This window comes from Phenylobacterium sp. (assembly GCF_036677185.1).
In the GTDB taxonomy this organism is placed as follows: domain Bacteria; phylum Pseudomonadota; class Alphaproteobacteria; order Caulobacterales; family Caulobacteraceae; genus Phenylobacterium.
The window spans coordinates 130,860-152,423 of record NZ_JAKFEN010000015.1 but is presented as its reverse complement, the minus strand read 5'-3'; the positions used below and the strand labels follow the sequence as shown (position 1 = coordinate 152,423).

The window sequence follows — 21,564 nt, the reverse complement described above, 5'->3', positions numbered from 1 at the left end:
GCCTGAGTGGCCTAGAAGATTTCGAACAGACCGGCCGCGCCCATCCCGCCGCCGACACACATGGTGACGACGCCATACTTGGCGCCGCGACGCTTGCCTTCGTGCAGGATGTGGCCGGTCGCACGGGCGCCGGTCATGCCATAGGGGTGGCCGATGGAGATGGCGCCGCCCGAGACATTGTACTTTTCGGGATCGATGCCGAGGTGGTCACGGCAGTAGAGGCATTGCGAGGCGAAGGCCTCGTTCAGCTCCCACATGTCGATGTCGTCGATCTTCAGGCCGTTGCGCTCCAGCAGCTTGGGGATCGCGAACACCGGGCCGATGCCCATTTCTTCCGGGCCGCAGCCGGCCACGGCCATGCCGCGATAGGCGCCCAGCGGGGTCAGGCCGCGACGCTCGGCTTCCTTGCGCTCCATCAGCACCACGGCGGCGGCGCCGTCGGAGAGCTGGCTGGCGTTGCCGGCGGTGATGAACCGGCCTTCCTTGACGTACTGGCCGCCCTTGAACACGGGGGCCAGCTTCTGCAGGTCGGCCAGGGTGGTCTGGGGCCGGTTGCCCTCGTCCTGGGTCAGGCGGACTTCCTTTTCGGAGAACTCGCCGGTCTCCTTGTTCTGCACCATCATGATCGAGGTCAGCGGCGCGATCTCGGCGTTGAAATAGCCGGCGGCCTGGGCCGCGGCGGTGCGCTGCTGGGACTGGTAGGCGTACTCGTCCTGGGCTTCGCGGCTGACATTGTAGCGATCGGCCACGATCTCGGCGGTCTCGAGCATCGAGGTGTGGATTTCCGGAACGTGCTCGTTCAGCCACTTATCGCTGGTGCGGTAGCGGTTCATCTTGTCGTTCTGAACCAGGCTGATGCTTTCCAACCCGCCGCCGACGGCGACGCTCGCCCCGTCGTTGATGATGTACTTGGCGGCCGTGGCGATGCCCATCAGGCCCGAAGAGCACTGGCGGTCGAGGGTCATGCCCGAGACGGTGTTCGGAAGGCCCGCGCGCAGGGCGGCCTGGCGGGCGATGTTGTTGCCGGTCGAGCCCTGCTGCAGGGCGGCGCCCATGACCACGTCGTCGATTTCGCCCGGATCGACGCCGGCGCGGGCCACCGCCTCGGCGATCACGTGGCCGCCGAGTTCGGCGCCGGAAGTGTTGTTGAACGCGCCGCGATAGGCCTTGCCGATCGGGGTGCGGGCGGTGGAGACGATGACGGCTTCACGCATGAAGGTGTGTTCCTAGGAGTTGGGAGGAAGGTGTCCTGCTCTACCGCCCGGCGCGAGGCCGGGCGGCTGTCTCTGGATGATGTTCCGCCTTAGAGGTCGGCGAACTTCTTGTTTTCGGAAACGAGCTTTTCCAGCAGCGGTGCGGGCTTGAACTGGTCGCCCATCTTGGCCTGGAATTCCTGCATCTTGGCCAGCACCTTGGCGGGGCCGATCTGGTCGCCATAGTGCATCGGACCGCCGCGATAGACCGGCCAGCCGTAGCCGTTCTGCCAGACCACGTCGATGTCGGAGGCGCGGATGGCCTTGCCCTCTTCGAGGATCTTCACCCCCTCGTTGATCATCGGATAGATGCAGCGCTCCAGGATCTCCTCGTCGCTGATCTTGCGCGGGTTGGCGCCCGACTTGACGATGAAGTCGTTGATCACCTTTTCGGTGAAAGGGCTGGGCTTGGCGTTGCGGTTCTCGTCGTAGTCGTAATAGCCGGCGCCGGTCTTCTGGCCGCGGCGGTCGGCTTCGCAGAGCACGTCGCGGATGCTCTCGCCGTTGGACTTCTCCTTCACCCAGCCGATGTCCAGGCCGGCCAGGTCACTCATGGCGAAGGGGCCCATGGGGAAGCCGAAGTCGTAGAGCACGCGGTCCACGTCCCAGGGCATGGCGCCTTCCATGACCAGCTTCTGCGCCTCGCGCTGGCGCTGGCCCAGGATGCGGTTGCCGACGAAGCCGGGGCAGACCCCGACCAGGACGGCGACCTTGCCGATCTGCTTGGCCAGCTTCATCGAGGTGGCGATGACGCTGTCGGAGGTGTGGTCGGCGCGGACGATCTCCAGCAGCTTCATCACATTGGCCGGCGAGAAGAAGTGCAGGCCGATGACGCTCTCCGGCCGCTTGGTCACCGAGGCGATCTCGTCGATGTTCAGGCCCGAGGTGTTGGTGGCCAGGATCGCGCCCGGCTTACAGATGGCGTCCAGCTTGGCGAAGATGTCCTTCTTGATGTCCATGCGCTCGAACACCGCCTCGATCACCAGGTCGACGTCGCCGAAGGAGTCCTCCATCGACAGCGAGCCGGTGATCAGGGCGCAGCGGTCCTCGACCTGCTGGGCGGTGATGCCGCCGCGCGAGGCGGTGCGCTCGTAGTTCTTGCGGATGGTGGCCAGGCCCCGGTCCAGCGGCTCCTGCTTCTGCTCGACGATCACCACCGGAATGCCGGCGTTGGCGAAGTTCATGGCGATGCCGCCGCCCATGGTGCCGGCGCCGATGATCCCGACCTTCTTGATGGGGATCAGCGGGGTGTCGTCCGGCACGTCGGGGATCTTGTTGGCGGTGCGTTCGGCGAAGAACGAGTAGCGCTGGGCCGCCGATTGCGGGCCGCTCATCAGCTCGCCGAACAGCTTGCGCTCGACCTTCAGCCCCTCGTCGAAGGGCAGGTTCACCGCCGCCTCGATGGTCTGGATGTTGTATTCCGGGGCGAGGAAACCGCGGAACTTGCGCGCATTGGCCTTGCGGAACTCGGCGAAGATCTCGGGCTTGCCGCGGGCGGCCTCGACCTTTTCGTTCTGGTCGCGGATGCGGGTCAGCGGGCGGTTCTCGGCCAGCACCTTCTTGGCGAAGGCCAGGGCGCCTTCGCGCAGCTTGCCTTCCTCCACCAGCTCGTCGGCGAGGCCGCCGGCCAGGGCTTCCTTGGCCGGGACGTGACGGCCGGAGGTCATCATCTCCAGGGCGCGCTCGGGGCCGACCACGCGGGGCAGTCGCTGGGTGCCGCCGGCGCCGGGCAGCAGGCCCAGGTTCACTTCTGGCAGGCCGAACTTCGCGGACGGAACCGCAACCCGATAGTGGGCGCACAGGGCCACTTCCAGGCCGCCGCCCAGGACGGTGCCGTGGATGGCGGCGATCACCGGCTTGGGCGAGTTCTCCATCATGCCTTGAACGTCGAACAGGCTGGGACCGGCCATGGCGCCGCCGAACTCGGTGATGTCGGCGCCGGCGATGAAGGTGCGGCCTTCGCAGATCAGCACGATGGCCTTGGCCGCGTCATTCGCGCCGGCCGCCTTGAAGCCCTCGAACAGGCCCTCGCGGACCTTGGCCGACAGGGCGTTCACGGGCGGGGAGTTGAGCGTGATGACGGCGACGTCGCCTTCCAGCGAAAGGTCGGTCACCGAATTGATCTCGGCCATGGGGCGCATCCTCGACTGATGGAAGGGGCGGCTCGTAATAGCTGGCCGCGCTCGGATTCAAACGGTTGTTTATAGGCCTGATCGGGCGCGCGCGAGTCAAAAATCCGTTGGGTTTGCGAGCTCCGAACTCGGGTCTATGAGCGTTGGGAACGATCACCTTAGGGAAAGGCGCCACATGGCTCAGGGACTGTTTTCGTTGGAGGGCCGCGTGGCCCTCGTCACCGGCGGCTCGCGCGGCATCGGCAAGATGATCGCCAAGGGCTTCATCGACCAGGGCGCCAAGGTCTACATCTCCTCGCGCAAGCCCGGCGCCTGCGACGAGACGGCGGCCGAGCTCGGCGCCCAATGCATCTCCTTGCCGCAGGACGTCTCGACGGTGGAGGGCTGCCAGGCGCTGGCCAAGCGGTTCACCGACCTGGAGCCCAAGCTCGACATCCTGGTCAACAACGCCGGCGCCGCCTGGGGCGCGCCCTTCGACGAGTTCCCGGAGAGCGGCTGGGACAAGGTGATGGACCTGAACCTCAAGTCGCCCTTCTTCCTGACCCAGGCCCTGCACAAGACGCTGAAGGCCGCGGCCAGCCACGACCAGCCGGCCAAGGTGATCAACATCTGCTCGATCGACGGCATCCGCCTCAATCCGCAGGAGACCTATTCCTACCACGCCTCGAAGTCGGGCCTGATCTACCTGACCCGCCGCATGGCCGCCGAGCTGATCAAGGACTCCATCAACGTCACCGGCATCGCGCCCGGCGCCTTCGCCTCGGAGATGAACCGGGTGGCGCGCGACCAGGGCGACGAGATCGCCAAGCGCATCCCCTCGCGCCGCATCGGTCGCGACGACGATATGGCCGCGGCCGCCATCTACCTGGCCAGCCGGGCCGGCGATTACGTGGTGGGCGAGACCATCGCGGTGGACGGCGGGGTCGCCATGGCGACGACCGGCGGGCTCTGACGGCCACGCTTTGGGCGGTTTTGCGTTATGACCTGACGATCCTTCTCTGAGCGTCGTCCCGATTGACCGAAGCCGCCCCACCACCGCCCGTCAGAAAAGCCCCGTCGCGGGCCTATGCCCGATGGGCTGTCGGGGTGCTGGTCGTGGCCGTCATCCTGGCCCTGGCCGCCGCCTACGCCGCGCGCCGGGCCCTGGCCCGCGAGGCCCTGGTCGGCTGGCTGGAGGCCCGTGGCGTGCCGGCCTCGGTGGAGTTCCGCGACTTCGAGCTGGGGGCCTTCGCCGCGCGCCTGCGGCTGGGGCCCGAGCGCGACGCCGATGTCACGGCCGAGCTGGCCGAGGTCCGCTACGGCTTCACCGGCTTCTGGTCGGGCGAACCCTTCGGCGTGCGGATCACCTCGGTGGTCCTGCACCGGCCGGTGATCAAGGCCAGCCTCAAGGGGGGCAAGCTCAGCCTGGGCTCGCTCGATCCCGTCATCGAGGAACTCACCCGCCGCCCGCCGCGGCCCGACGTCCGCCAGCCTGAGATCCGGGTTCGCGAGGGCGTTCTGCGACTGGCCACCGACTACGGCCCCGTCCAGGCCCGCCTCAACGCCCAGCTCGCCGACGGCCGACTCATGGCCCTCGAGGGAAAGGTCGGAGCGACCGCCCTCCGCGGCCGGGGTCTCTCTCTGCTGACCGGCCCCGGCGACGTGAAGCTTGTCACCACCCGCGACCGCCTCGACCTGGCGCTCAACCTGCCGGTCCGGCGCGTCGAGGCCAAGGGTCTCTCGGCCAGCGACGCCGAGCTCAAGGCCTCGCTCCGCGCGCCCTATCCTGATCTCGACCGCCGGCGGGCCGACGGCGAGGTGAGCGCCCGGATCGACCTGGCGGGACGGCGGATCGTCTCCGGCGGGACGGCGTTGCAGACCCCCCGTCTCGAGGTCGTGTTCGGCGGTCGCCTCAGCGGCGCGCTGCAGACCCTGGTCCTGCGGGGCGACGCGGAAACCCGATTGATCGCCAAGGCCGCGGAGGCTCCCGGAGCCAAGGCGCGCAACCTCGACCTCAACCTGCACGCCCACGAAATAAAATGGACCCGGTCCGGCGGCGAGGCGGTCTCCGCCAACCTGTTCGCCGAGGCCAGGGCGGCGGCCATCGACTCCGGCGAGACACGGCTCTCGCGGGCCGTGGCCAAGTTCCAGGGGCCGGGGCGTCTCGCGGCAGGCGTCGTCGGGATGGAACTGGAGGGCGGATTGACGGCCGACGGCGCCTGGACCGGCCTCGGCGCGCCCCGCGCCGATGATCCGGCCCAGACGGCGGCCCTCAAGAAGGCGTTTCGCGGCTTCCAGTTGGAGGCCGGCCAGGTCTCCCTGCGGATCAAGGGCCAGGACGTGGCGGTCGCCCTCGGCGCCCCGGCGACCATGACCACCAACACCGGCGGTCGGGCGATCCTGGCCGCCCATGGCGGGCCGCTCTACGCCGCCGGCCAGGGCGCGTTCCGGCTCAATGTCGGCGGCGGCGGCCTGCCCAAGGCCGAGCTGCTCGTGCCGCGCTATCGCCTGACCCCGACCGGCCTGGTGGCGACAACCGGCCTCAGGGCCAGCGGCGATTTCGGGCCGGTCGAGGCCGGAACCCTCGACACCGCCGGTGAGCTGCGCGTGGCGGGCGGGGCGACCAGCTTCGTCGCCAGCCGCTGCACAGCGGTCACCGCCCGGCGGCTCGAGCTCGGCGAGAACGACATCGAAGCCATCGACGGCAAGGTCTGTCCGACAGGCGCGCCGCTGCTCACCCTGGCCAAGAGCGGCTGGCGGCTGCGCGGCCAGGCCCAGGGCCTGAGCGCCCGGGCGCCCTTCCTGGAGGCCAGGATCTCCGAGGCGGCCAGCGACCTCGACTTCCGGGGCGTGGGCGAAGCCCTGACGGGCCGCGCCCTGATCACCGCCGCGCGGATCGATGACACGGCTGTGGAGACAAGGTTCCAGCCGGTGCGCGCCACGGGCGAAGCCTCGACGGCCGATGGCGGGTGGACCGGCGGGTTCATCGTCACCGATCTCGCTCGTCGCCGGCTCGGCCAGGCCCAGCTTCGCCACGCGGCCGACGGCCACGGCGGCCTCGACTTCGACACCGGCCTGCTGGCCTTCGAGGAGGGCGGGCTGCAGCCGGTCAACCTCTCGCCCATGGCCACCATGGTCGCCTCGCCCGCCACCGGACGTGCGCGGTTCCAGGGCCAGATCGCCTGGACGCCCGAAACCTCGTCGAGCCACGGGACCCTGAGCGTCGAGCGGATGGACTTCGTAAGCCCGCTCGGACCGTTGAGCGGCCTGACCGGCCAGGTCGCGTTCAACAGCCTGATCCCGCTGACGGCCGCGCCGGGCCAGAGCCTCAAGGCGGAAAGCGTCGCGACACTGGTCCCGCTGACCGACGTGGAGGCGCGGTTCGGGCTGCAGGGCGAGGCCTTGACCGTCGAGGGCGCGAAGCTGGCGGTCGGCGGCGGGACCCTGATCTTCGAGCCCTTCACCCTGCCGTTCAAGCCGGGCGCGACCTGGACGGGCGTGGTCAATTTCAAGGGCGTGCAGGTGTCGGACCTGATTGAGGCCTCGCCCTTCGGCGACCGTGTCGACCTCGACGCCCGGCTGAGCGGTCGCGTGCCCTTCGAGGTGACGCCGGAGGGGGTGCGGGTCTCGAACGGCAAGCTGGCGGCGGTCCAGCCCGGCCGGGTGTCCATCCGGCGCGAGGCCCTGATCCCGGTCGCACAGGAGGGCGGCGCCGCCACGGTCGAAGCGCCGGGTGCGCCCCCCGGCGCGGCCGAGGGGATGGCCGACGCGCTCAACGCCGCGACCGCGCCCGGCCAGGTCAACGCCTTCAGCGAATTCGCCTACCAGGCCATGGAGCACCTGGCCTTCGACTCTCTGGACGCCGAGGTGAACAGCCTGCCGAACGGCCGCCTGGGCGTCCTGCTGCATGTGAAGGGCGAGCACACCCCGCCGAAGAAGCAGGAAATCCGGCTGTCGATCATCGACCTGATCACCCGGCGGTTCCTCAACAAGGCCCTGCCGCTGCCGTCGGGCACCAAGGTGGACTTGACGCTGGACACGTCCTTGAACCTGGATCAGCTGTTGAAGGACTTCGCCGACTATCAGTCGCTGCGCGGTTCACAAGCCGTTCAGCCGTGAAGCGCCACCTTCGCCGTGAAATTGGAGACGATGGAATGATAAGAGCCCCAGCCGCCGCGGCCGCCCTGATCGGCGTCTTCCTCCTGGGGGCCTGCGCCACCGTCAGGGTGGAGGTGGCGCCCATCACCATCTACGCCAAGCTTGACGCCGACGTCCGGCTGCGCCTCGACGACGACGTCAAGGCGCTGATCAAGCAGAACCCGAACCTGTTCTAGGAAATGACCATGACCTTCAATCAATGGCTGGCGCCGGTCGCCGTGGCGGTCGGAAGCATCACCTGCGCGGGCGGCGCCTATGCCGACGTCGCCGCCTCCAAGGCTGTCGTGGACGCCGCCAAGGCCGCCGGAATCGTGGGCGAGCAGAACGACGGCTATCTGGGTTTCGTGAAGCCTGGCGACGCGGCGACCAAGGCCGCCGTGGCCGAGATCAACGCCGGCCGCCGGCAGGTCTACGCCCAGGCCGCCGCCAAGAACGGCGTCACCGTCGAAGCCGCTGGAGCCTCCGCCTTCAAGACCGTTGTCCAGGAACGCCTGAAGCCCGGCGAATCCTACCAGGACGCTGCTGGGAACTGGGCGCGGAAGTAGGACTGGGCCTCAAAGATGCTCCCCCTCTGGGGGAGCTGTCAGCGAAGCTGACTGAGGGGGACTTTGACTCATCCCGCCGTGGATGAAGCCCCCTCCGTCTCGACGCTGCGCATCGATCCACCTCCCCCAAATCGCGCTGCGCGCTGGGGGAGGATCTAGGCCGCCCTACCGCGCCTTCTCCGCCGCTACCCAGGCGTCGATGCGGCGCTCCAGCATGTCCAGGGGCAGGGGGCCGGCCAGCAGCACCGCGTCGTGGAAGCGGCGGATGTCGAACTTCTCCCCCAGTTCGGCCTTCGCCTTTTCGCGCAAGGCGACGATCTTCATCTCGCCGGTCTTGTAGGCCAGCGCCTGGGCCGGCCAGGAGACGTAGCGGGCCAGCTCCACCTCGATATTGAGCGGCGACAGGGCCGAGTTCTCGGCGAAGCACTTGCGGGCCTCGTCCAGGGTCCAGCCCTTCCAGTGGATGCCGGTGTCGGCCACCAGCCGGCAGGCGCGCCACATCTCGTAGCTGAGCCGCCCGAACCGCTCATAGGCGTCGCGATAGATGCCCATCTCCCCGCCCAGCTTCTCGGAATAGAGGCCCCAGCCCTCGGTGAAGGCGGTGACGCCGGCCTCGCGGCGGAAGGTCGGCACGCCCTCGGCTTCCTGGCCCAGCGCGATCTGCAGGTGGTGGCCGGGAACCGCCTCATGCAGGGTCAGGGCCGGAAGTTCGTAGAGCCCGCGCTGGTCCAGGCTGGCGGTGTTGACCATGTAGCCCCCGGCGACCCCCAGCTTGGGATTGCCCTGGAAATAGCGCCCAGTGGTGTAGTTGGCTTCGATGTCGGCGGGCACCGGCCGCACGCCGTAGGTCAGGCGGGGCAGGGTGGCGAACCAGGCCGGCAGCTTGTCGTCGATCCGCTTGGCGATTTCCGAGGCTTTTTCCAGCAGATCCTGGCGTGAGGTCGCGTAGAATCGCGGGTCCTTGCGCAGGAAGGCCTGGAACTCCGGGAAGCTGCCCTTGAAGCCGGTCTCGGCGATGACCCCATCCATCTCCTTGCGGATGCGGGCGACCTCGTCGAGGCCGTTCTGGTGGATCTGGTCGGGGGTGAGCTTGGTGGTGGTGTGGTCCTGCACGAGCCACGCGTAATAGCGCTCGCCGTCTGGCAACGCGCGGGCCCCCAGCGCCTTGCGGCTCTTGGGCAGGTACTCTTTTTCCAGGAATACGACGAAGCCGGCCTGAGCCGGCCGGACCTTGTCGCGGACGATGGCGGTGGCCTCGGCCAGCAAGGCGTCGCGCTGCGCCTGCGGGATGGAGGCGGGCAGGGCCTTCAGCGGACTGAGCATTGGATCGGTCTCAAGCGAGGCCGCGGCCTGTTCCCGGGCGAAGGCCAGCACCTTCTCGGTGGTGGAGACCGGCTGGGTGAAGCCGCTCTTGGCGCCGCGCCGGGCATTGTCGATCTCGACGGCGTAATAGGCCGGCACGGCGTTCAGCCGGTCGATCCAGGCCTTGCCGTCGGCCAGGCTGCGCATCGGTGTCGAGGACGCGAGATAGCCCATCGTCCAGTGGAAGCCGCCGTCCGAATTGAACGGCATCCGCGCCTCGTCGAAGGCCAGGCTCGACAGCCGCCGCTCGACCAGCCAGGTGAGGAACTCGCGGTTGATCCTGGCCTCGCCCGACAGCTCGCCCGGGTCGATGGCCGCCAGCCGCGCCTTGAAGCCCGAGAGCGTCACCTTGCGCGCCGCGTCGGCCTTGGGGCTGTCGTCGGGCAGGCGGGAGAGGGCGGCTCGGTCACCCTGGCCAGCGGCCTCGATGGGATCGTCGGTCAGGCGGAAGGCCTCATAGTCGGCGACCACCCTGTTGAGGGCCGTATCGTCGGCCAGGGCCGGGCTCGCGGCGAGGGTCAGGGCGAGGACGGCGAGCGCGCGGCGCATGAGGTCACCTTCAAGGTTGGAGCGGCGCCAAGCTGGAGCAGGCAGCGGCCGGCGCCAAGGGCATTTTCGGCTAACGTCATTCGCCCAAGAGCGAAGAATCACCCCACTTCATGTCGTTCGCGATTAAGGCCATGCTCGCCGCGCCAAACCCGGGGGTCCCGTCATGAGTTTCGTCACACGCCGCAGAGCCATGGAGGCCCCGCAGCACGAGGGCGGCCATAAGCTGAAGGCCACCCTGGGCTGGCCCCACCTGATGGCGCTCGGCATCGGCGCGATCATCGGCACCGGCATCTACACCCTGACTGGCGTGGCGGCGGGCCTGGCCGGCCCGGCGGTGATCCTGTCCTTCGCGGTGGCCGGCGCGGTCTGCGCCTGCGCGGCGCTCTGCTACGCCGAGATGGCCACCCTCATGCCCCAGGCGGGCAGCGCCTATACCTATTCCTATGTCACCCTGGGCGAGATGGCCGCCTGGGTGATCGGCTGGAGCCTGATCCTCGAATACACCCTGGTCTGCAGCGCCGTGGCCGTGGGCTGGGCGGGGTACGCCTCAGGCCTGATCCAGCAGGCGGGCTGGCCGGTGCCGGCCTATCTGCTTTCGGGACCGGAAGCCGGCGGCCTGGTCAACCTGCCGGCGGTGTTCATCGCCCTGCTGGTCACCAGCCTGCTGCTGGTGGGCACCCGCGAGAGCGCCACGGTCAACTTCATCCTGGTCTGCGTGAAGCTGGTGGCCCTGGCGGCCTTCGTGGTCATCACCCTGCCCAGCTTCGACGCCAGCCATTTCACCCCCTTCGCGCCGTTCGGCTTCGGCGCTCAGGACGTCGACGGGACGAAGTTCGGGGTGATGGGCGCCGCGGCGATCATCTTCTTCGCCTTCTATGGGTTCGACGCGATCTCCACCGCCGCCGAGGAGGCCAAGAACCCCCGCCGCGACCTGACCATCGGCATCGTCGGCTCGATGGTGGCCTGCACCCTGATCTATATGATCGTCGCAGCCGTCGCCCTGGGCGCCTCGCCCTACGACGTCTTCTCCAAGAGCGAGGAGCCGCTGGCCTTTATCCTGCGCGAGCTGAACCGGCCCTTGGCCGCCTCGCTGATCGCCGGCGCCGCGGTGATCGCCATGCCGACCGTCATCATGGTGTTCATGTTCGGCCAGAGCCGGGTGTTCTTCGCCATGGCCCGCGACGGACTGCTGCCGCGCGGCCTGTCCAGGGTGAACGCCCGCGGCGTGCCCTCGGCGGTGACGATCCTGACCGGGGTCATCGCCGCGATCATCGCCGGCGCCCTGCCGCTGTCGCAGATCGCCGCCCTGGCCAACGCCGGAACCTTGGCGGCCTTCATCGCCACCATCCTGGCCGTGATGGTCCTGCGCCGCCGTGCGCCGACCCTGGAGCGGCTGTTCAAGACCCCGGCGATCTGGCTGATCGGCCCCCTGGGCCTGGTCGGCTGCGTCTATCTGTTCTCCAGCCTGACCGCGAAGACGATCACCTTCTTCTTCATCTGGAACGCCGTCGGCGTGGTGGTCTACCTGCTCTACGGCCGGGCCAGGAGCCGGCTCGCCTAGTCTCTTTTCCTCCCACATCGCGTAGCGAATGGGGGAGGGGGACCGCGCCGCAGGCGTGGTGGAGGGGGCGAGGCTGGGCTCGGCGCTTGAGGCCGCCCCCTCCACCGCCCATCGGCGGTCCCCCTCCCCCGTAAACGGGTGAGGAAAAGAGGGAGCTCGTCGGCCTAGGCCTCGGGCGCTGCGAACTGCTCCAGGGTGTCCTCCATCGCCTCTTCCCAGGGGCGGAGCTGGACGCCGAACACGCGCTGCAGCCGGCTGGAGTCGAGCACGCAGTTGAGCGCGCGCTTCGCCGGGGTCGGGAAGGCGCTGGTGGGCACGGGCTCGATCGGCGGCGGCTCGCGGCCGGGGAAGGCCGCGGCGAAGATGGTCTTGCCCATGTCGTAGCGGCTGGCCACGCCGTCGTTGACCACGTGCAGCAGGCCCCATTCCGGGGCGCCGGCCGGGGCGCGGGCCAGGCGGTCGGCCTGGGAGAGGATGAAGGCCGCCAGGTCGCCGCTGGCGGTCGGCCGGGCCTTCTGGTCGTCCACCAGACGCATCGGGGTTCCGGCCTGGGAGGCCTTCAGGAACCACTGCAGGAAATTCTGGCCATAGGCGGAGAACAGCCAGGACACCCGCGCCACCAGGGCCCGGTCGCAGCCTCCAAGCACCGCCTGCTCGCCGGCCAACTTCGACGCGCCATAGACGTGCAGGGGATTGGTCGCGTCGTCCTCCACATAGGCGCCGGCCTTCTCGCCATCGAACACCATGTCGGTGGAGATCTGGATCAGCGGCAGGCCGCGCGCCTGGCAGGCCCTGGCCATGGCCTCCGGCGCCCGGGCGTTGACCGCATAGGCCAGGTCAGGCTCGCTCTCGGCCTTGTCGACGGCGGTGTAGGCCGCGGCGTTCAGCACCAGGTCGATCGCGCCGGCGGTCTCGATCGCGCGCGTCACAGTGGCCGGATCAGTCAGGTCGACCTGGGCCCGTGACAGGGCGACCACCTCGATGGGGCCCTCCTGGCGGTCCAGCATCTCTCGCGCGAGTTGGCCGGTGGCGCCGAATTGCAGGATGCGGGTCATGCGAAACTCACCTTGGTCATGGCCGTCTTCCTAAGCGACCGCGCCGAACTTGCCACCCCCGTTTCGGCCGCGACGCTTTTTCGTCTGGCCTGCGGACGACCGCCTTGTAAACTTGCCGCGCCGTCTCCCCAGGCGATCATGCCAAGGAACGTCGCACCCTTATTCTGGGGATGCGATCAGGGTGAGCGGTGGCGCGTATTCTTCCGCGCCTTGGGGAGCGACGTGGATACTTCGGACAAGCGCGCCGCGCCGGCCGCGAGCGGCGGCCCGCACAGGGGGATGCAGGACCTCACCACCGGTCCGATCGGCAAGACCCTGATCCTGTTCGCCCTGCCGGTGCTGGGCTCCAACATCCTGCAGTCGCTGAACGGCACGGCCAACGCCATCTGGGTGAGCCACATCCTGGGCGAGGCGGCGCTGACCGCCACGGTCAACGCCAACAACATCTTCTTCCTCATGCTGGGGGCGGTGTTCGGCATCTCGATGGCCGCCAACCTGCTGATCTCGCAGTCGGTGGGGGCCAAGGACCTGGACATGGTCAAGCGGGTCGTGGGCTCGTCCACCAGCTTCTTCCTGGTGCTGTCCCTGGCCGTGGGCGCCGCCGGTTACATGCTGACGCCGGCGGTCCTGCGGATCATGCAGACGCCGCCGGACGCCACCCAGGACGCGATCACCTATCTGCGGGTGATCTTCCTGGCCATGCCGTTCATGTACTTCTTCTCGTTCGTGATGATGGCCCAGCGCGGCGCGGGCGACTCGCGCACTCCGTTCTATTTCTCGCTGGTGGCGGTCGGTCTGGACGTGATCCTCAACCCGCTGTTGATGATCGGCGTCGGCCCCTTGCCGCGCATGGGGATCGCCGGCTCGGCCACCGCCACCCTGATCAGCCAGACGCTCACCCTCATCGCGATGATCGTCTATCTCTACCGCACCAAGTCGGTGCTGATCCTGCGCCCCGGTGAATGGACCCTGCTGAAGCCGCAGTTCGAGATCATCAAGACCCTGGTGGTGAAGGGCTTCCCCATGGCCCTGCAGATGCTGGTCATCTCGGGCGCGGCGGTGGTGATGATCTCCTTCGTCAACGGCTACGGCTCGCAGACGGCGGCCGGCTACGGAGCGGCGATCCAACTCTGGACCTATATCCAGATGCCGGCCATGGCGCTGGGCGCGGCGGTCTCCTCCATGGCCGCCCAGAACGTCGGGGCGGGCCGCATGGACCGGGTGAACCAGGTTGCGGGCCGCGGCGTGCTGATCGCCGCGGTCATGACCGGCGCCCCCGTGCTGCTGATCTATCTGGTCGAGCCCTATGTGCTGCGGCTGTTCCTGCCGGCGACCAGCCCGTCCCTGCCGATCGCCATGCACATCAACGCCTATGTTCTGTGGGGTTTCATCCCCTTCGGCATGGCCTTCGTCCTGAACGGCGTCATCCGCGCCACCGGCTCGGTCTGGCCGCCGCTGCTGGGCCTGCTGGTCTCCATGTGGGTGGTGCGCATCCCCTTCGCCCAGGCGCTGGAGCCCTATCTGGGCGCCGACGCGATCTGGTGGAGCTTCCCGCTGGGCTCGATGACCTCCCTGCTCCTGGCGGCGGGCTATTACAGCTTCGGCGGCTGGCGCAAGGCCAGGCTGATGGGGGGCATCCCGCGCGGCGCGGCGCCCGACACCGGCCTCGGTCCCCCGTCCCTGGCCGAGGAGAGCGAGGCGGTCGAGGCCGCCAGTCACCTGCAGGACGAGCCTAGGCCTCCGTCAGAGCTGAATAGATCAAGGTCCGAAGCTCCCGCCGAATAGGATAGGTGCTGGAGGGCAGGACCTGGGTCATGAACACCACCTGGATGTCCTCGACCGGGTCGATCCAGAAGGCCGTCGAGGCGGCTCCCCCCCAGTAGTATTCGCCGGGACTGGAGGTCAGCATGGCTGCGACCGGGTCGAAAGTGACCGCGAAGCCGAGGCCGAATCCGACGCCGGCGTTGGTGGCCTCCGAGAACAGCGACCGCGAGAGCTTGGTCAGGTCCTGGCCGCCCGGCAGATGGTTGGACGCCATCAGCTTAAGCGTCCTGGGCGCGATCAGGCGCTGGCCGTCCAGGGCGCCGCCCGCTCCCAGCATCCTGCAGAAGGCCATGTAATCCTTGGCGGTGGAGACAAGCCCGCCGCCGCCGGAATGGAAGTCGGGCGCCTTGAGATAGGGGCTGGTCTCCGGATCGTCCTGCAGGTCCAGGCCGCCGGCGGGGGTGGCGTTGTAGCAGGCCGCGAAGCGGGGCCGCTGGTCCTCACGGACGTGGAAACCCGTGTCGCCCATGCCCAGGGGATCGAAGATCCGCTGCTGCAGGAAGGCCTGGAACGGCTGGCCCGAGATGCGCTCGATCAGCACGCCCAGCACATCGGTGGAGACGGAATAGTTCCAGGCCTCCCCCGGGGAGAACTCCAGGGGCAGCTTGGCCAAATGGCTCACGAACGCTTCCATGTCGCCGTCGCCGGTGGTCCCGCCGATCTTGAGCTTGCGATAGGCGGCGTCGACATTGGTGCGGTTCTGGAAGCCGTAGGTCAGGCCCGAGGTGTGGCGCAGCAGGTCGACCATCTGCATGGGTCGCGTCGGCGGCGTGGTCATGAACTGCGGCGTCACCCCGGCGGCGAAGACGCCGAGGTTCTTCCATTCCGGGATGAACTTCGCCACCGGATCGTCCAGGGCGACCAGGCCCTCCTCGACCAGCATCATGAAGGCGACGCTCGTGATCGGCTTGGTCATCGAATAGATTCGGAAGACCGTGTCGGTGGCGATCGGCTTGCCGCGCTCGCGATCGGCCATGCCCACCAGACCCTCATGGACCAGTTCGCCGCGCCGGGAAATCTGCACCTGCGCGCCGGGAAGACGGCCGGAGTCGATATAGCGGGTCTGCAGGAAGCGATCGAGCTTCGCCAGGCGCTCGCTGGAAAAGCCAAGCTTCTCGGGCCGGGTCATGCGGTTTCTCTCCGTGGATGTCTCGCCTCCACCGTGCCGGGTCGGAGGCCCTTGTTTCAACAGCAAGTTCGCGGCGAGCCTCAAAGGGGGCAGGGCGCGCCCTAGAAAAATCGTCGCCGCCTACGAAGCGGACGTTGCGTCATGCAAACAGGCGTTTGATACTATCCTCAGGCGCGACGACCTAAGAGGCTGTCACGGCGCGATATTTCCGGATGGCGGCGACCGTAGCCATACCGACTATTTGAAAAATACCCGCGCAAGGCGGGCATATGGGAGGCCCTAGATGGCTTGGGACTTTGAAACCGACCCCGAATTCCAGAAAAAACTCGACTGGATCGAGGACTTCATGCGCGAGGAGGTCGAACCCCTCAGCCACCTGGGCATGGCCGCCCACGGCCCGCTCGGCCGCGAGAAGTTCATCAAGCCGCTGCAGCAGAAGGTGAAGGACCAGGGCCTGTGGGCCTGCCACCTGGGCCCCGAGCTGGGCGGTCAGGGCTATGGCCAGCTCAAGCTGGGCCTCATGAACGAGAAGCTGGGTCGCAACGGCATGGCGCCCACCGTGTTCGGCTGCCAGGCGCCCGACACGGGCAATGCCGAGATCATCGCCCACTACGGCACCGAGAAGCAGAAGGAGCAGTACCTCTGGCCGCTGCTGAACGGCGAGATCCGCTCGGCCTTCTCCATGTCCGAGCCCACCGGCGGCTCCGACCCGCTGACCTTCAAGACCCGCGCCGTGCTGGACGGCGATGAGTGGGTGATCAACGGCGAGAAGTGGTTCTCCACCAACGCCCGCTGGTCGAAGGTGCTGGTGCTCTATGCGGTGACCGATCCCGACGCCAAGGACCCCTATCGCCGGACCTCGATCTTCCTGGTCCCCACCGACACTCCCGGCGTGGAGATCATCCGCAATGTCGGCGTGGGCGGCGGCGGCGAGATCGGCGGCGGATCGGAGGGCTATGTCCGCTACAACGACGTGCGCCTGCCTTATGACGCCCTGCTGGGTGATCGCGGCGCGGCCTTCGTCATCGCCCAGGTCCGTCTGGGCGGCGGCCGGGTCCACCACGCCATGCGCACGGTGGGCGCCTGCAAGCACGCTCTGGACCTGATGTGCCAGCGGGCGGTCTCGCGCAACACCCGCGACGGCAAGCTCGCCGACCTGCAGATGGTCCAGGCCGACATCGCTGATTCGTGGATCGCCCTGGAGAGTTTCCGCCTGCTGGTGCTGCGCACCGCCTGGCTGATCGACAAGCACAAGGACTACAACCTGGTGCGCAAGGACATCGCCGCCATCAAGGTGATGATGCCCAAGGTCTATAACGACATCGCCATGAAGGCCGCCCACCTGCACGGGGCGCTGGGGGTCTCCAACGAGATGCCGTTCATGCACATGGTCACCAGTTCGCTGGTCATGGGCATCGCCGATGGCCCCACCGAGGTCCACAAGGTGACGCTGGCCAAGCAGGTGCTGAAGGACTACCGGCCCGACAACGACCTCTTCCCGAAATACCACATCCCCCGCCTGCGCGAGGCGGCCGAGGAGAAGTACGGGGCCGAGCTGGCCGAGATCAAGGAAGGCTACGCCAAGCTGCGCCGCGAAAACGCGCCGGCCTAGCGTTTGCTCACGCGCCTTGCTTTCCGCGGGGCGCGCCTTGGCTCTAGTGTGGGGCGGCCCCGGGTTTTCGGGGCCGCCCTTCCTATTTGATTTCCAGATTCCAGAGACCGCATGTCCAATATTCCAGTTCCCGTCTGGCCCGTGATGTCCATCGCCCAGGCCCACGCCGCCCTGACCGCCCCCGGCGCTCGTTTCGAGATCGAGGCGAAGCCGATCCGGGGCGTGGTGACGCGGACCTGGAAGAACGCCCCGCCCACCCTGCGCGACGTGTTCGTCAACGGCCGCGCGTTCAAGGACCGCGAATTCCTGGTCTATGAGAACGACCGCGCGACCTTCGAGGCCTTCGCCCGCGCGACCCTGACCTTGGCCCACCGCCTGGCGGCCGACGGCGTGAAGAAGGGCGACCGGGTCGCCGTCGTCATGCGCAACCTGCCGGAATGGCCGGTGGCCTTCTGGGCAGGGATCCTGATCGGCGCCATCGTCACCCCGCTGAACGCCTGGTGGACCGGGCCGGAGCTGGAATACGGCCTGGCCGATTCCGGGACGAAGGTCGCCATCGTCGATGACGAGCGCCTGGCGCGCATCCAGGAGTCCCTGCCGAACCTGCCGGCCCTCGAGAAGATCTACGTCCCGCGGCTGGCGGACGGCCCGACCGATCCCATGGTCGTTCGCCTGGAGGACGTGATCGGGCCGGTGAATTCCTGGGGCGCCCTGCCCGACCTTCCCCTGCCCGATGTGGCCCTGGAGCCGGAGGACGACGCCACCATCCTCTACACCTCGGGCACCACCGGAAAGCCCAAGGGCGCGCTGGGCACCCACCGCAACATGACCTCCAACATAATGGCCGGCGGCATCTCGGCGGCGCGCAACTTCCTGCGCGCCGGCCAGCCCCTGCCGGAGTCCGATCCGCACAAGCTGCCGCAGCGCTGCTCCCTGCTGGTGGTGCCGCTGTTCCACGCCACCGGCCTGTCGGCCAACCTATCGCCGAGCCTGAACGCCGGCGGCAAGATCGTCCTGATGCGCCGCTGGGAGCCCGAGCAGGCCATGCAGCTGATCGAGCGCGAGAAGGTCAACGCCACGGGCGGGGTGCCGACTATCGCCTGGCAGCTCATCGAGCATCCGGCGCGGTCGAAATACGACCTCTCGTCCCTGCAGTCGGTTTCCTATGGCGGCGCGCCATCCGCGCCGGAACTCGTGCGCAAGATCGTCGAGGTCTTCCCGGCCTCTCAGCCCGGCAACGGGTGGGGCATGACCGAGACCACCGCCACCTTCACCAGCCACCTGGGCAAGGACTACGAGAACCGCCCCGACAGCGCCGGCCCCGCCGCCCCGGTGGGCGAGATGCACGTCCGCGACCCGGCCGACGGGGTCAGCATCCTGCCGGAGGGCTCGGTGGGCGAGCTCTGGTGCAAGGGCCCGCAGGTGGTGAAGGGCTATTGGAACAAGCCGGAGGCCACCGCCGAGACCTTCCAGGACGGCTGGCTGCGCACCGGCGACCTGGCGCGGATCGATGAGGAGGGCTTCCTGTTCATCATCGACCGGGCCAAGGACATGCTGATCCGCGGCGGCGAAAACATCTACTGCGTCGAGGTGGAGAATGTGCTGTACGACCACCCGGACGTGATGGACGCCGCCCTGGTCGGCATCCCCCACAAGACGTTGGGAGAGGAGCCCGCGGCCGTGGTGCACCTGAAGCCGGGCGGAACGGCGGATGAAGCGGAGCTGCGGGCCTTCGTGCGCGAGCGGCTGGCGGGCTTCAAGGTGCCGGTGAAGGTCGTGTTCTGGCCCGAAACCCTGCCGCGCAACGCCAATGGGAAGATCGTGAAGACCGAACTGAAGAAGATCTTCGAGACGGTCGCATGAGCGACCGCAAACCCCTGATCCTGGGTATCGGCGGCACCATCCGGTCGGGTTCTTCCACGGAGCGGGCCCTGCAGTGCGCGCTGCGCGCCGTCGAGGCCCGGGGCGGGGAGACCCGCCTGCTGGGCGGTGAGTTCCTGGCCAAGCTGCCGATCTTCAATCCCGCGACCCTCGAGCCCACGGCCGAGCAGCAGATCCTCGCCGACGCCGTGCGCGCCGCCGATGGGGTGATCGTCGCCAGCCCGGGCTATCACGGCTCGATCTCCGGAGTGATCAAGAACGCCCTCGACAGCCTCGAGGTCCTTCGCGACGACGCGCGGCCGTATTTCACCGACCGGGCGGTGGGGGCGATCATCACCGCCGACGGCTGGCAGGCGGCGGGCACCACTTTGACCACGCTGCGATCGATCATACATGCGCTCAGGGGCTGGCCGACGCCGTTCGGCGCGGCCCTGAACGCGACGTCGAACCTGTTCGACGCCGACGGGGCCTGCCTCGAGGCGAAGGACGCCTGGCAACTCAGCACCGTCGGCGAGCAGGTCTTCGACTTCGCCCAGATGAAGGTCGGCAAATGACAGGTCCCCGCCTGGTGACACCCTCCAACGGTTCCGGCTCTGGCGAGGCGGCGCACGAATCCGCGATCTCGCCGATCGAGGACATCATCGAGGACGCCCGCAACGGCCGCCCCTACATCCTGGTCGACGCCGAGGATCGGGAGAACGAGGGCGATGTCATCATCCCGGCCCAGTTCGCCACCCCAGACCAGATCAACTTCATGGCCAAGCACGCTCGCGGCTTGATCTGCCTCTCCATCACCGCCGAGCGCGCGCGCACCCTGCGCCTGCCGCCCATGGCCATGGACAACCAGTCGGGCCACGGCACGGCCTTCACCGTCTCGGTGGAGGCCCGCGAAGGGGTGACCACCGGCATCTCGGCCCACGACCGGGCCCACACCATCGCCGTGGCGGTCGACCCGACCAAGGGCGCCGATGACATCGTTTCGCCGGGCCACGTCTTCCCGCTGGTGGCCAAGGACGGCGGGGTCCTGGTCCGCGCCGGCCACACCGAGGCCGCCGTCGATATCAGCCGCATGGCCGGCCTCAACCCGGCGGGCGTGATCTGCGAGATCATGAAGGACGACGGGTCGATGGCGCGGCTGCCCGACCTGATCGGCTTCGCCCAGCTGCATGGCCTGAAGATCGGCACCATCGCCGACCTGATCGCCTATCGCCGCCGCACCGAGCGCCAGGTGGAGCGGGTGTTGGAGACGCCGTTCGACTCGACCTTTGGCGGCCGGTTCCGGATGGTCATCTACCGCAACATCATCGACAAGACCGAGCACGTGGTCCTGACCAAGGGCAAGATCGATCCCGACAAGCCGACCCTGGTGCGCATGCATCGGGTCGACTTCGCCGCCGACATGCTGGGTCACAAGGAACAACGCCGCGACTATGTCCCTCGCGCGCTCAAGGCCATCGCTGACTATGACGGGGCCGGGGTGGCGGTGTTCATCCGCGACTCCAATCCGTCGTGGCTGTCCGAACGCTACGGGGCCGAGCCGGGCGCCGACCACGGGGCCAACGTCCTGCGCGACTACGGCGTGGGGGCCCAGATCTTGCTCGACCTCGGCGTGCGCGACATGGAGCTGTTGTCGAACTCCGCCACCGTTCTGCCGGGCTCCGGCGGCTACGGCCTGAAGATCGTCGGCCGGCGCCCGCTCTAGCCCAGCAATCTCAGCAGCCGCTGGCCCAGGGTCGGCGGCTGGGCGCGGAACACCCAGTGCGGCCAGACCTGTTCGGAATGCAGGCGCCGCGCCATGACCAGCTCCTCCACCGCCTCGGTGGCCCCGATGCACGAGGGTGTGTCGGCGTCGTCATAGGCGACGTAGCCGCCTGGGGTCATGAACGGCCAGACCGCGTCCTGAGCATATTTCACGCCGGAATAGATATCGCAGTCGATATGGGCCAGGCCGAAGCTCGGCCTGGTCTTGGCGATACCCGGGAAGGTGTCCTGGAACAGGCCTTTGACCACCACCAGGTTCTTGAGGCCCAGCGCGTCGCGCCGCGCGACAAGGGCCTCGTAGGAGCTGTCGCCGAAGTCGCCCTTGCCGTGCAGGTCGCGGGCGGCGTCGGTCGCCGGCATGCCCTCATAGGTGTCCAGCGCATAGACCTTGGCCCCCGGCGCCACGTCGTTGAGCACCCGGGCCATGAACAGCGCATTGCCGCCGCGGTACGAGCCGAACTCGATGACGTCCTTGCCCGCCAGGCCCTCGAAGAACGAGGTCAGGATGAGGAACAGGTTCATCCGCTTGGCGTCGAGCATCACCGACCAGCCGTCGGCGGCCTCCAGGCTCGCCTGGTAGAGCGGATGGTGCGCGATCAGGTCGGCCACCCCTGCATGCATCAGGCCCCAGCCGCGCTGGTAGCCGTCGCGCGCGCTGCGCCCGCCCTTGAGGGTCGCCGGCGTGCCGATCTCAGGTAGCGGAATGAGGCCCATCTCGCCTTGCTATGGGCCGTCGTCTTTTGGCGCAACCCCCGAAGGGGCG

16 protein-coding genes are annotated in these 21,564 nt (G+C 68.3%); 10 read left to right on the top strand and 6 right to left on the bottom strand.

Translation table 11 applies throughout. The annotated features are described in order from the left end of the window. Positions 1-11 precede the first annotated feature (11 nt). Entirely contained in the window at positions 12-1,214 is a 1,203-nt protein-coding gene (locus V6M51_RS06210) for an acetyl-CoA C-acyltransferase (RefSeq protein ID WP_332765564.1), read from the bottom strand. An 89-nt stretch (positions 1,215-1,303) separates the two neighbouring features. Beyond that, positions 1,304-3,385 carry a 3-hydroxyacyl-CoA dehydrogenase NAD-binding domain-containing protein gene (locus V6M51_RS06205; RefSeq protein ID WP_332765562.1) on the bottom strand — a complete coding sequence of 694 codons (2,082 nt, stop codon included), beginning with the start codon at positions 3,383-3,385 and terminating at the stop codon, positions 1,304-1,306. A gap of 208 nt (positions 3,386-3,593) precedes the next feature. Between V6M51_RS06205 and V6M51_RS06200 the strand changes: the two genes are divergently transcribed. The 4 genes from V6M51_RS06200 (at position 3,594) to V6M51_RS06185 (ending at position 8,067) form a co-directional block, all read left to right on the top strand. Continuing rightward, positions 3,594-4,337: an SDR family oxidoreductase gene (locus V6M51_RS06200; RefSeq protein WP_332765560.1), complete on the top strand. Its 744-nt coding sequence runs from the start codon at positions 3,594-3,596 to the stop codon at positions 4,335-4,337. A 134-nt stretch (positions 4,338-4,471) separates the two neighbouring features. Beyond that, positions 4,472-7,483: an intermembrane phospholipid transport protein YdbH family protein gene (locus V6M51_RS06195; protein ID WP_332765558.1), complete on the top strand. Its 3,012-nt coding sequence runs from the start codon at positions 4,472-4,474 to the stop codon at positions 7,481-7,483. A gap of 35 nt (positions 7,484-7,518) precedes the next feature. After that, positions 7,519-7,698 (top strand): YnbE family lipoprotein, encoded by a 180-nt coding sequence (locus tag V6M51_RS06190; RefSeq protein WP_305677552.1) that lies wholly within the window; start codon positions 7,519-7,521, stop codon positions 7,696-7,698. Positions 7,699-7,707: 9 nt separating this feature from the next. Next, positions 7,708-8,067, top strand: a complete 360-nt coding sequence (locus V6M51_RS06185) for a YdbL family protein (RefSeq protein WP_332765556.1) — start codon at positions 7,708-7,710, stop codon at positions 8,065-8,067. Between the two features lie 165 nt (positions 8,068-8,232). Here V6M51_RS06185 and V6M51_RS06180 read toward each other — a convergent pair whose 3' ends face one another. Beyond that, complete coding sequence (locus V6M51_RS06180; RefSeq protein WP_332765555.1) at positions 8,233-9,978, bottom strand: DUF885 domain-containing protein; 1,746 nt, start codon at positions 9,976-9,978, stop codon at positions 8,233-8,235. Between the two features lie 163 nt (positions 9,979-10,141). Here V6M51_RS06180 and V6M51_RS06175 point away from each other — a divergent pair, with 163 nt between their 5' ends. After that, the gene (locus V6M51_RS06175) at positions 10,142-11,539 is read left to right on the top strand and encodes an amino acid permease (RefSeq protein ID WP_332765554.1); all 1,398 of its coding nucleotides are present in this window, start codon (positions 10,142-10,144) and stop codon (positions 11,537-11,539) included. Positions 11,540-11,703: 164 nt separating this feature from the next. On the opposite strand, the gene rfbD is transcribed toward V6M51_RS06175, so the two are convergent. Next, on the bottom strand, positions 11,704-12,594 hold the full coding sequence (rfbD, locus tag V6M51_RS06170; protein ID WP_332765552.1) for a dTDP-4-dehydrorhamnose reductase: 891 nt from the start codon (positions 12,592-12,594) through the stop codon (positions 11,704-11,706). Between the two features lie 222 nt (positions 12,595-12,816). On the opposite strand from rfbD, the gene V6M51_RS06165 reads away from it, so the two are divergent. Next, positions 12,817-14,379 carry an MATE family efflux transporter gene (locus V6M51_RS06165; protein ID WP_332765550.1) on the top strand — a complete coding sequence of 521 codons (1,563 nt, stop codon included), beginning with the start codon at positions 12,817-12,819 and terminating at the stop codon, positions 14,377-14,379. Here V6M51_RS06165 and V6M51_RS06160 read toward each other — a convergent pair. Continuing rightward, entirely contained in the window at positions 14,327-15,547 is a 1,221-nt protein-coding gene (locus V6M51_RS06160) for a serine hydrolase domain-containing protein (RefSeq protein ID WP_332765548.1), read from the bottom strand. The two genes, V6M51_RS06165 and V6M51_RS06160, sit on opposite strands and share 53 nt — an antisense overlap. A 283-nt stretch (positions 15,548-15,830) precedes the next feature. On the opposite strand from V6M51_RS06160, the gene V6M51_RS06155 reads away from it, so the two are divergent. The 4 genes from V6M51_RS06155 to ribB all read left to right on the top strand — a co-directional run bounded on the left by V6M51_RS06155 (position 15,831) and on the right by ribB (position 20,742). Further along, positions 15,831-17,159, top strand: a complete 1,329-nt coding sequence (locus V6M51_RS06155; RefSeq protein WP_332765546.1) for an acyl-CoA dehydrogenase family protein — start codon at positions 15,831-15,833, stop codon at positions 17,157-17,159. Positions 17,160-17,270: 111 nt separating this feature from the next. Then, entirely contained in the window at positions 17,271-19,022 is a 1,752-nt protein-coding gene (locus tag V6M51_RS06150; protein WP_332765545.1) for a class I adenylate-forming enzyme family protein, read from the top strand. Further along, positions 19,019-19,594, top strand: a complete 576-nt coding sequence (locus tag V6M51_RS06145; RefSeq protein WP_332765543.1) for an NADPH-dependent FMN reductase — start codon at positions 19,019-19,021, stop codon at positions 19,592-19,594. The genes V6M51_RS06150 and V6M51_RS06145 overlap by 4 nt, the downstream gene beginning before the upstream one ends. Continuing rightward, positions 19,591-20,742 (top strand): 3,4-dihydroxy-2-butanone-4-phosphate synthase, encoded by a 1,152-nt coding sequence (gene ribB, locus V6M51_RS06140; protein WP_332765541.1) that lies wholly within the window; start codon positions 19,591-19,593, stop codon positions 20,740-20,742. Before V6M51_RS06145 ends, ribB begins: the two co-directional genes overlap by 4 nt. On the opposite strand, the gene V6M51_RS06135 is transcribed toward ribB, so the two are convergent. Next, positions 20,739-21,515 (bottom strand): TylF/MycF/NovP-related O-methyltransferase, encoded by a 777-nt coding sequence (locus tag V6M51_RS06135; RefSeq protein WP_332765540.1) that lies wholly within the window; start codon positions 21,513-21,515, stop codon positions 20,739-20,741. The genes ribB and V6M51_RS06135 overlap by 4 nt on opposite strands. Positions 21,516-21,564 lie beyond the last annotated feature (49 nt).

Coding starts and splice junctions, on each gene's coding strand:
- ribB (WP_332765541.1), top strand. CDS start 19,591: ATGACAGGTCCCCGCCTGGTGACACCCTCCAACGGTTCCGGCTCTGGC.
- V6M51_RS06210 (WP_332765564.1), bottom strand. CDS start 1,214: ATGCGTGAAGCCGTCATCGTCTCCACCGCCCGCACCCCGATCGGCAAG.
- V6M51_RS06205 (WP_332765562.1), bottom strand. CDS start 3,385: ATGGCCGAGATCAATTCGGTGACCGACCTTTCGCTGGAAGGCGACGTC.
- V6M51_RS06185 (WP_332765556.1), top strand. CDS start 7,708: ATGACCTTCAATCAATGGCTGGCGCCGGTCGCCGTGGCGGTCGGAAGC.
- V6M51_RS06160 (WP_332765548.1), bottom strand. CDS start 15,547: ATGACCCGGCCCGAGAAGCTTGGCTTTTCCAGCGAGCGCCTGGCGAAG.
- V6M51_RS06190 (WP_305677552.1), top strand. CDS start 7,519: ATGATAAGAGCCCCAGCCGCCGCGGCCGCCCTGATCGGCGTCTTCCTC.
- rfbD (WP_332765552.1), bottom strand. CDS start 12,594: ATGACCCGCATCCTGCAATTCGGCGCCACCGGCCAACTCGCGCGAGAG.
- V6M51_RS06135 (WP_332765540.1), bottom strand. CDS start 21,515: ATGGGCCTCATTCCGCTACCTGAGATCGGCACGCCGGCGACCCTCAAG.
- V6M51_RS06175 (WP_332765554.1), top strand. CDS start 10,142: ATGAGTTTCGTCACACGCCGCAGAGCCATGGAGGCCCCGCAGCACGAG.
- V6M51_RS06155 (WP_332765546.1), top strand. CDS start 15,831: ATGGCTTGGGACTTTGAAACCGACCCCGAATTCCAGAAAAAACTCGAC.
- V6M51_RS06145 (WP_332765543.1), top strand. CDS start 19,019: ATGAGCGACCGCAAACCCCTGATCCTGGGTATCGGCGGCACCATCCGG.
- V6M51_RS06150 (WP_332765545.1), top strand. CDS start 17,271: ATGTCCAATATTCCAGTTCCCGTCTGGCCCGTGATGTCCATCGCCCAG.
- V6M51_RS06180 (WP_332765555.1), bottom strand. CDS start 9,978: ATGCGCCGCGCGCTCGCCGTCCTCGCCCTGACCCTCGCCGCGAGCCCG.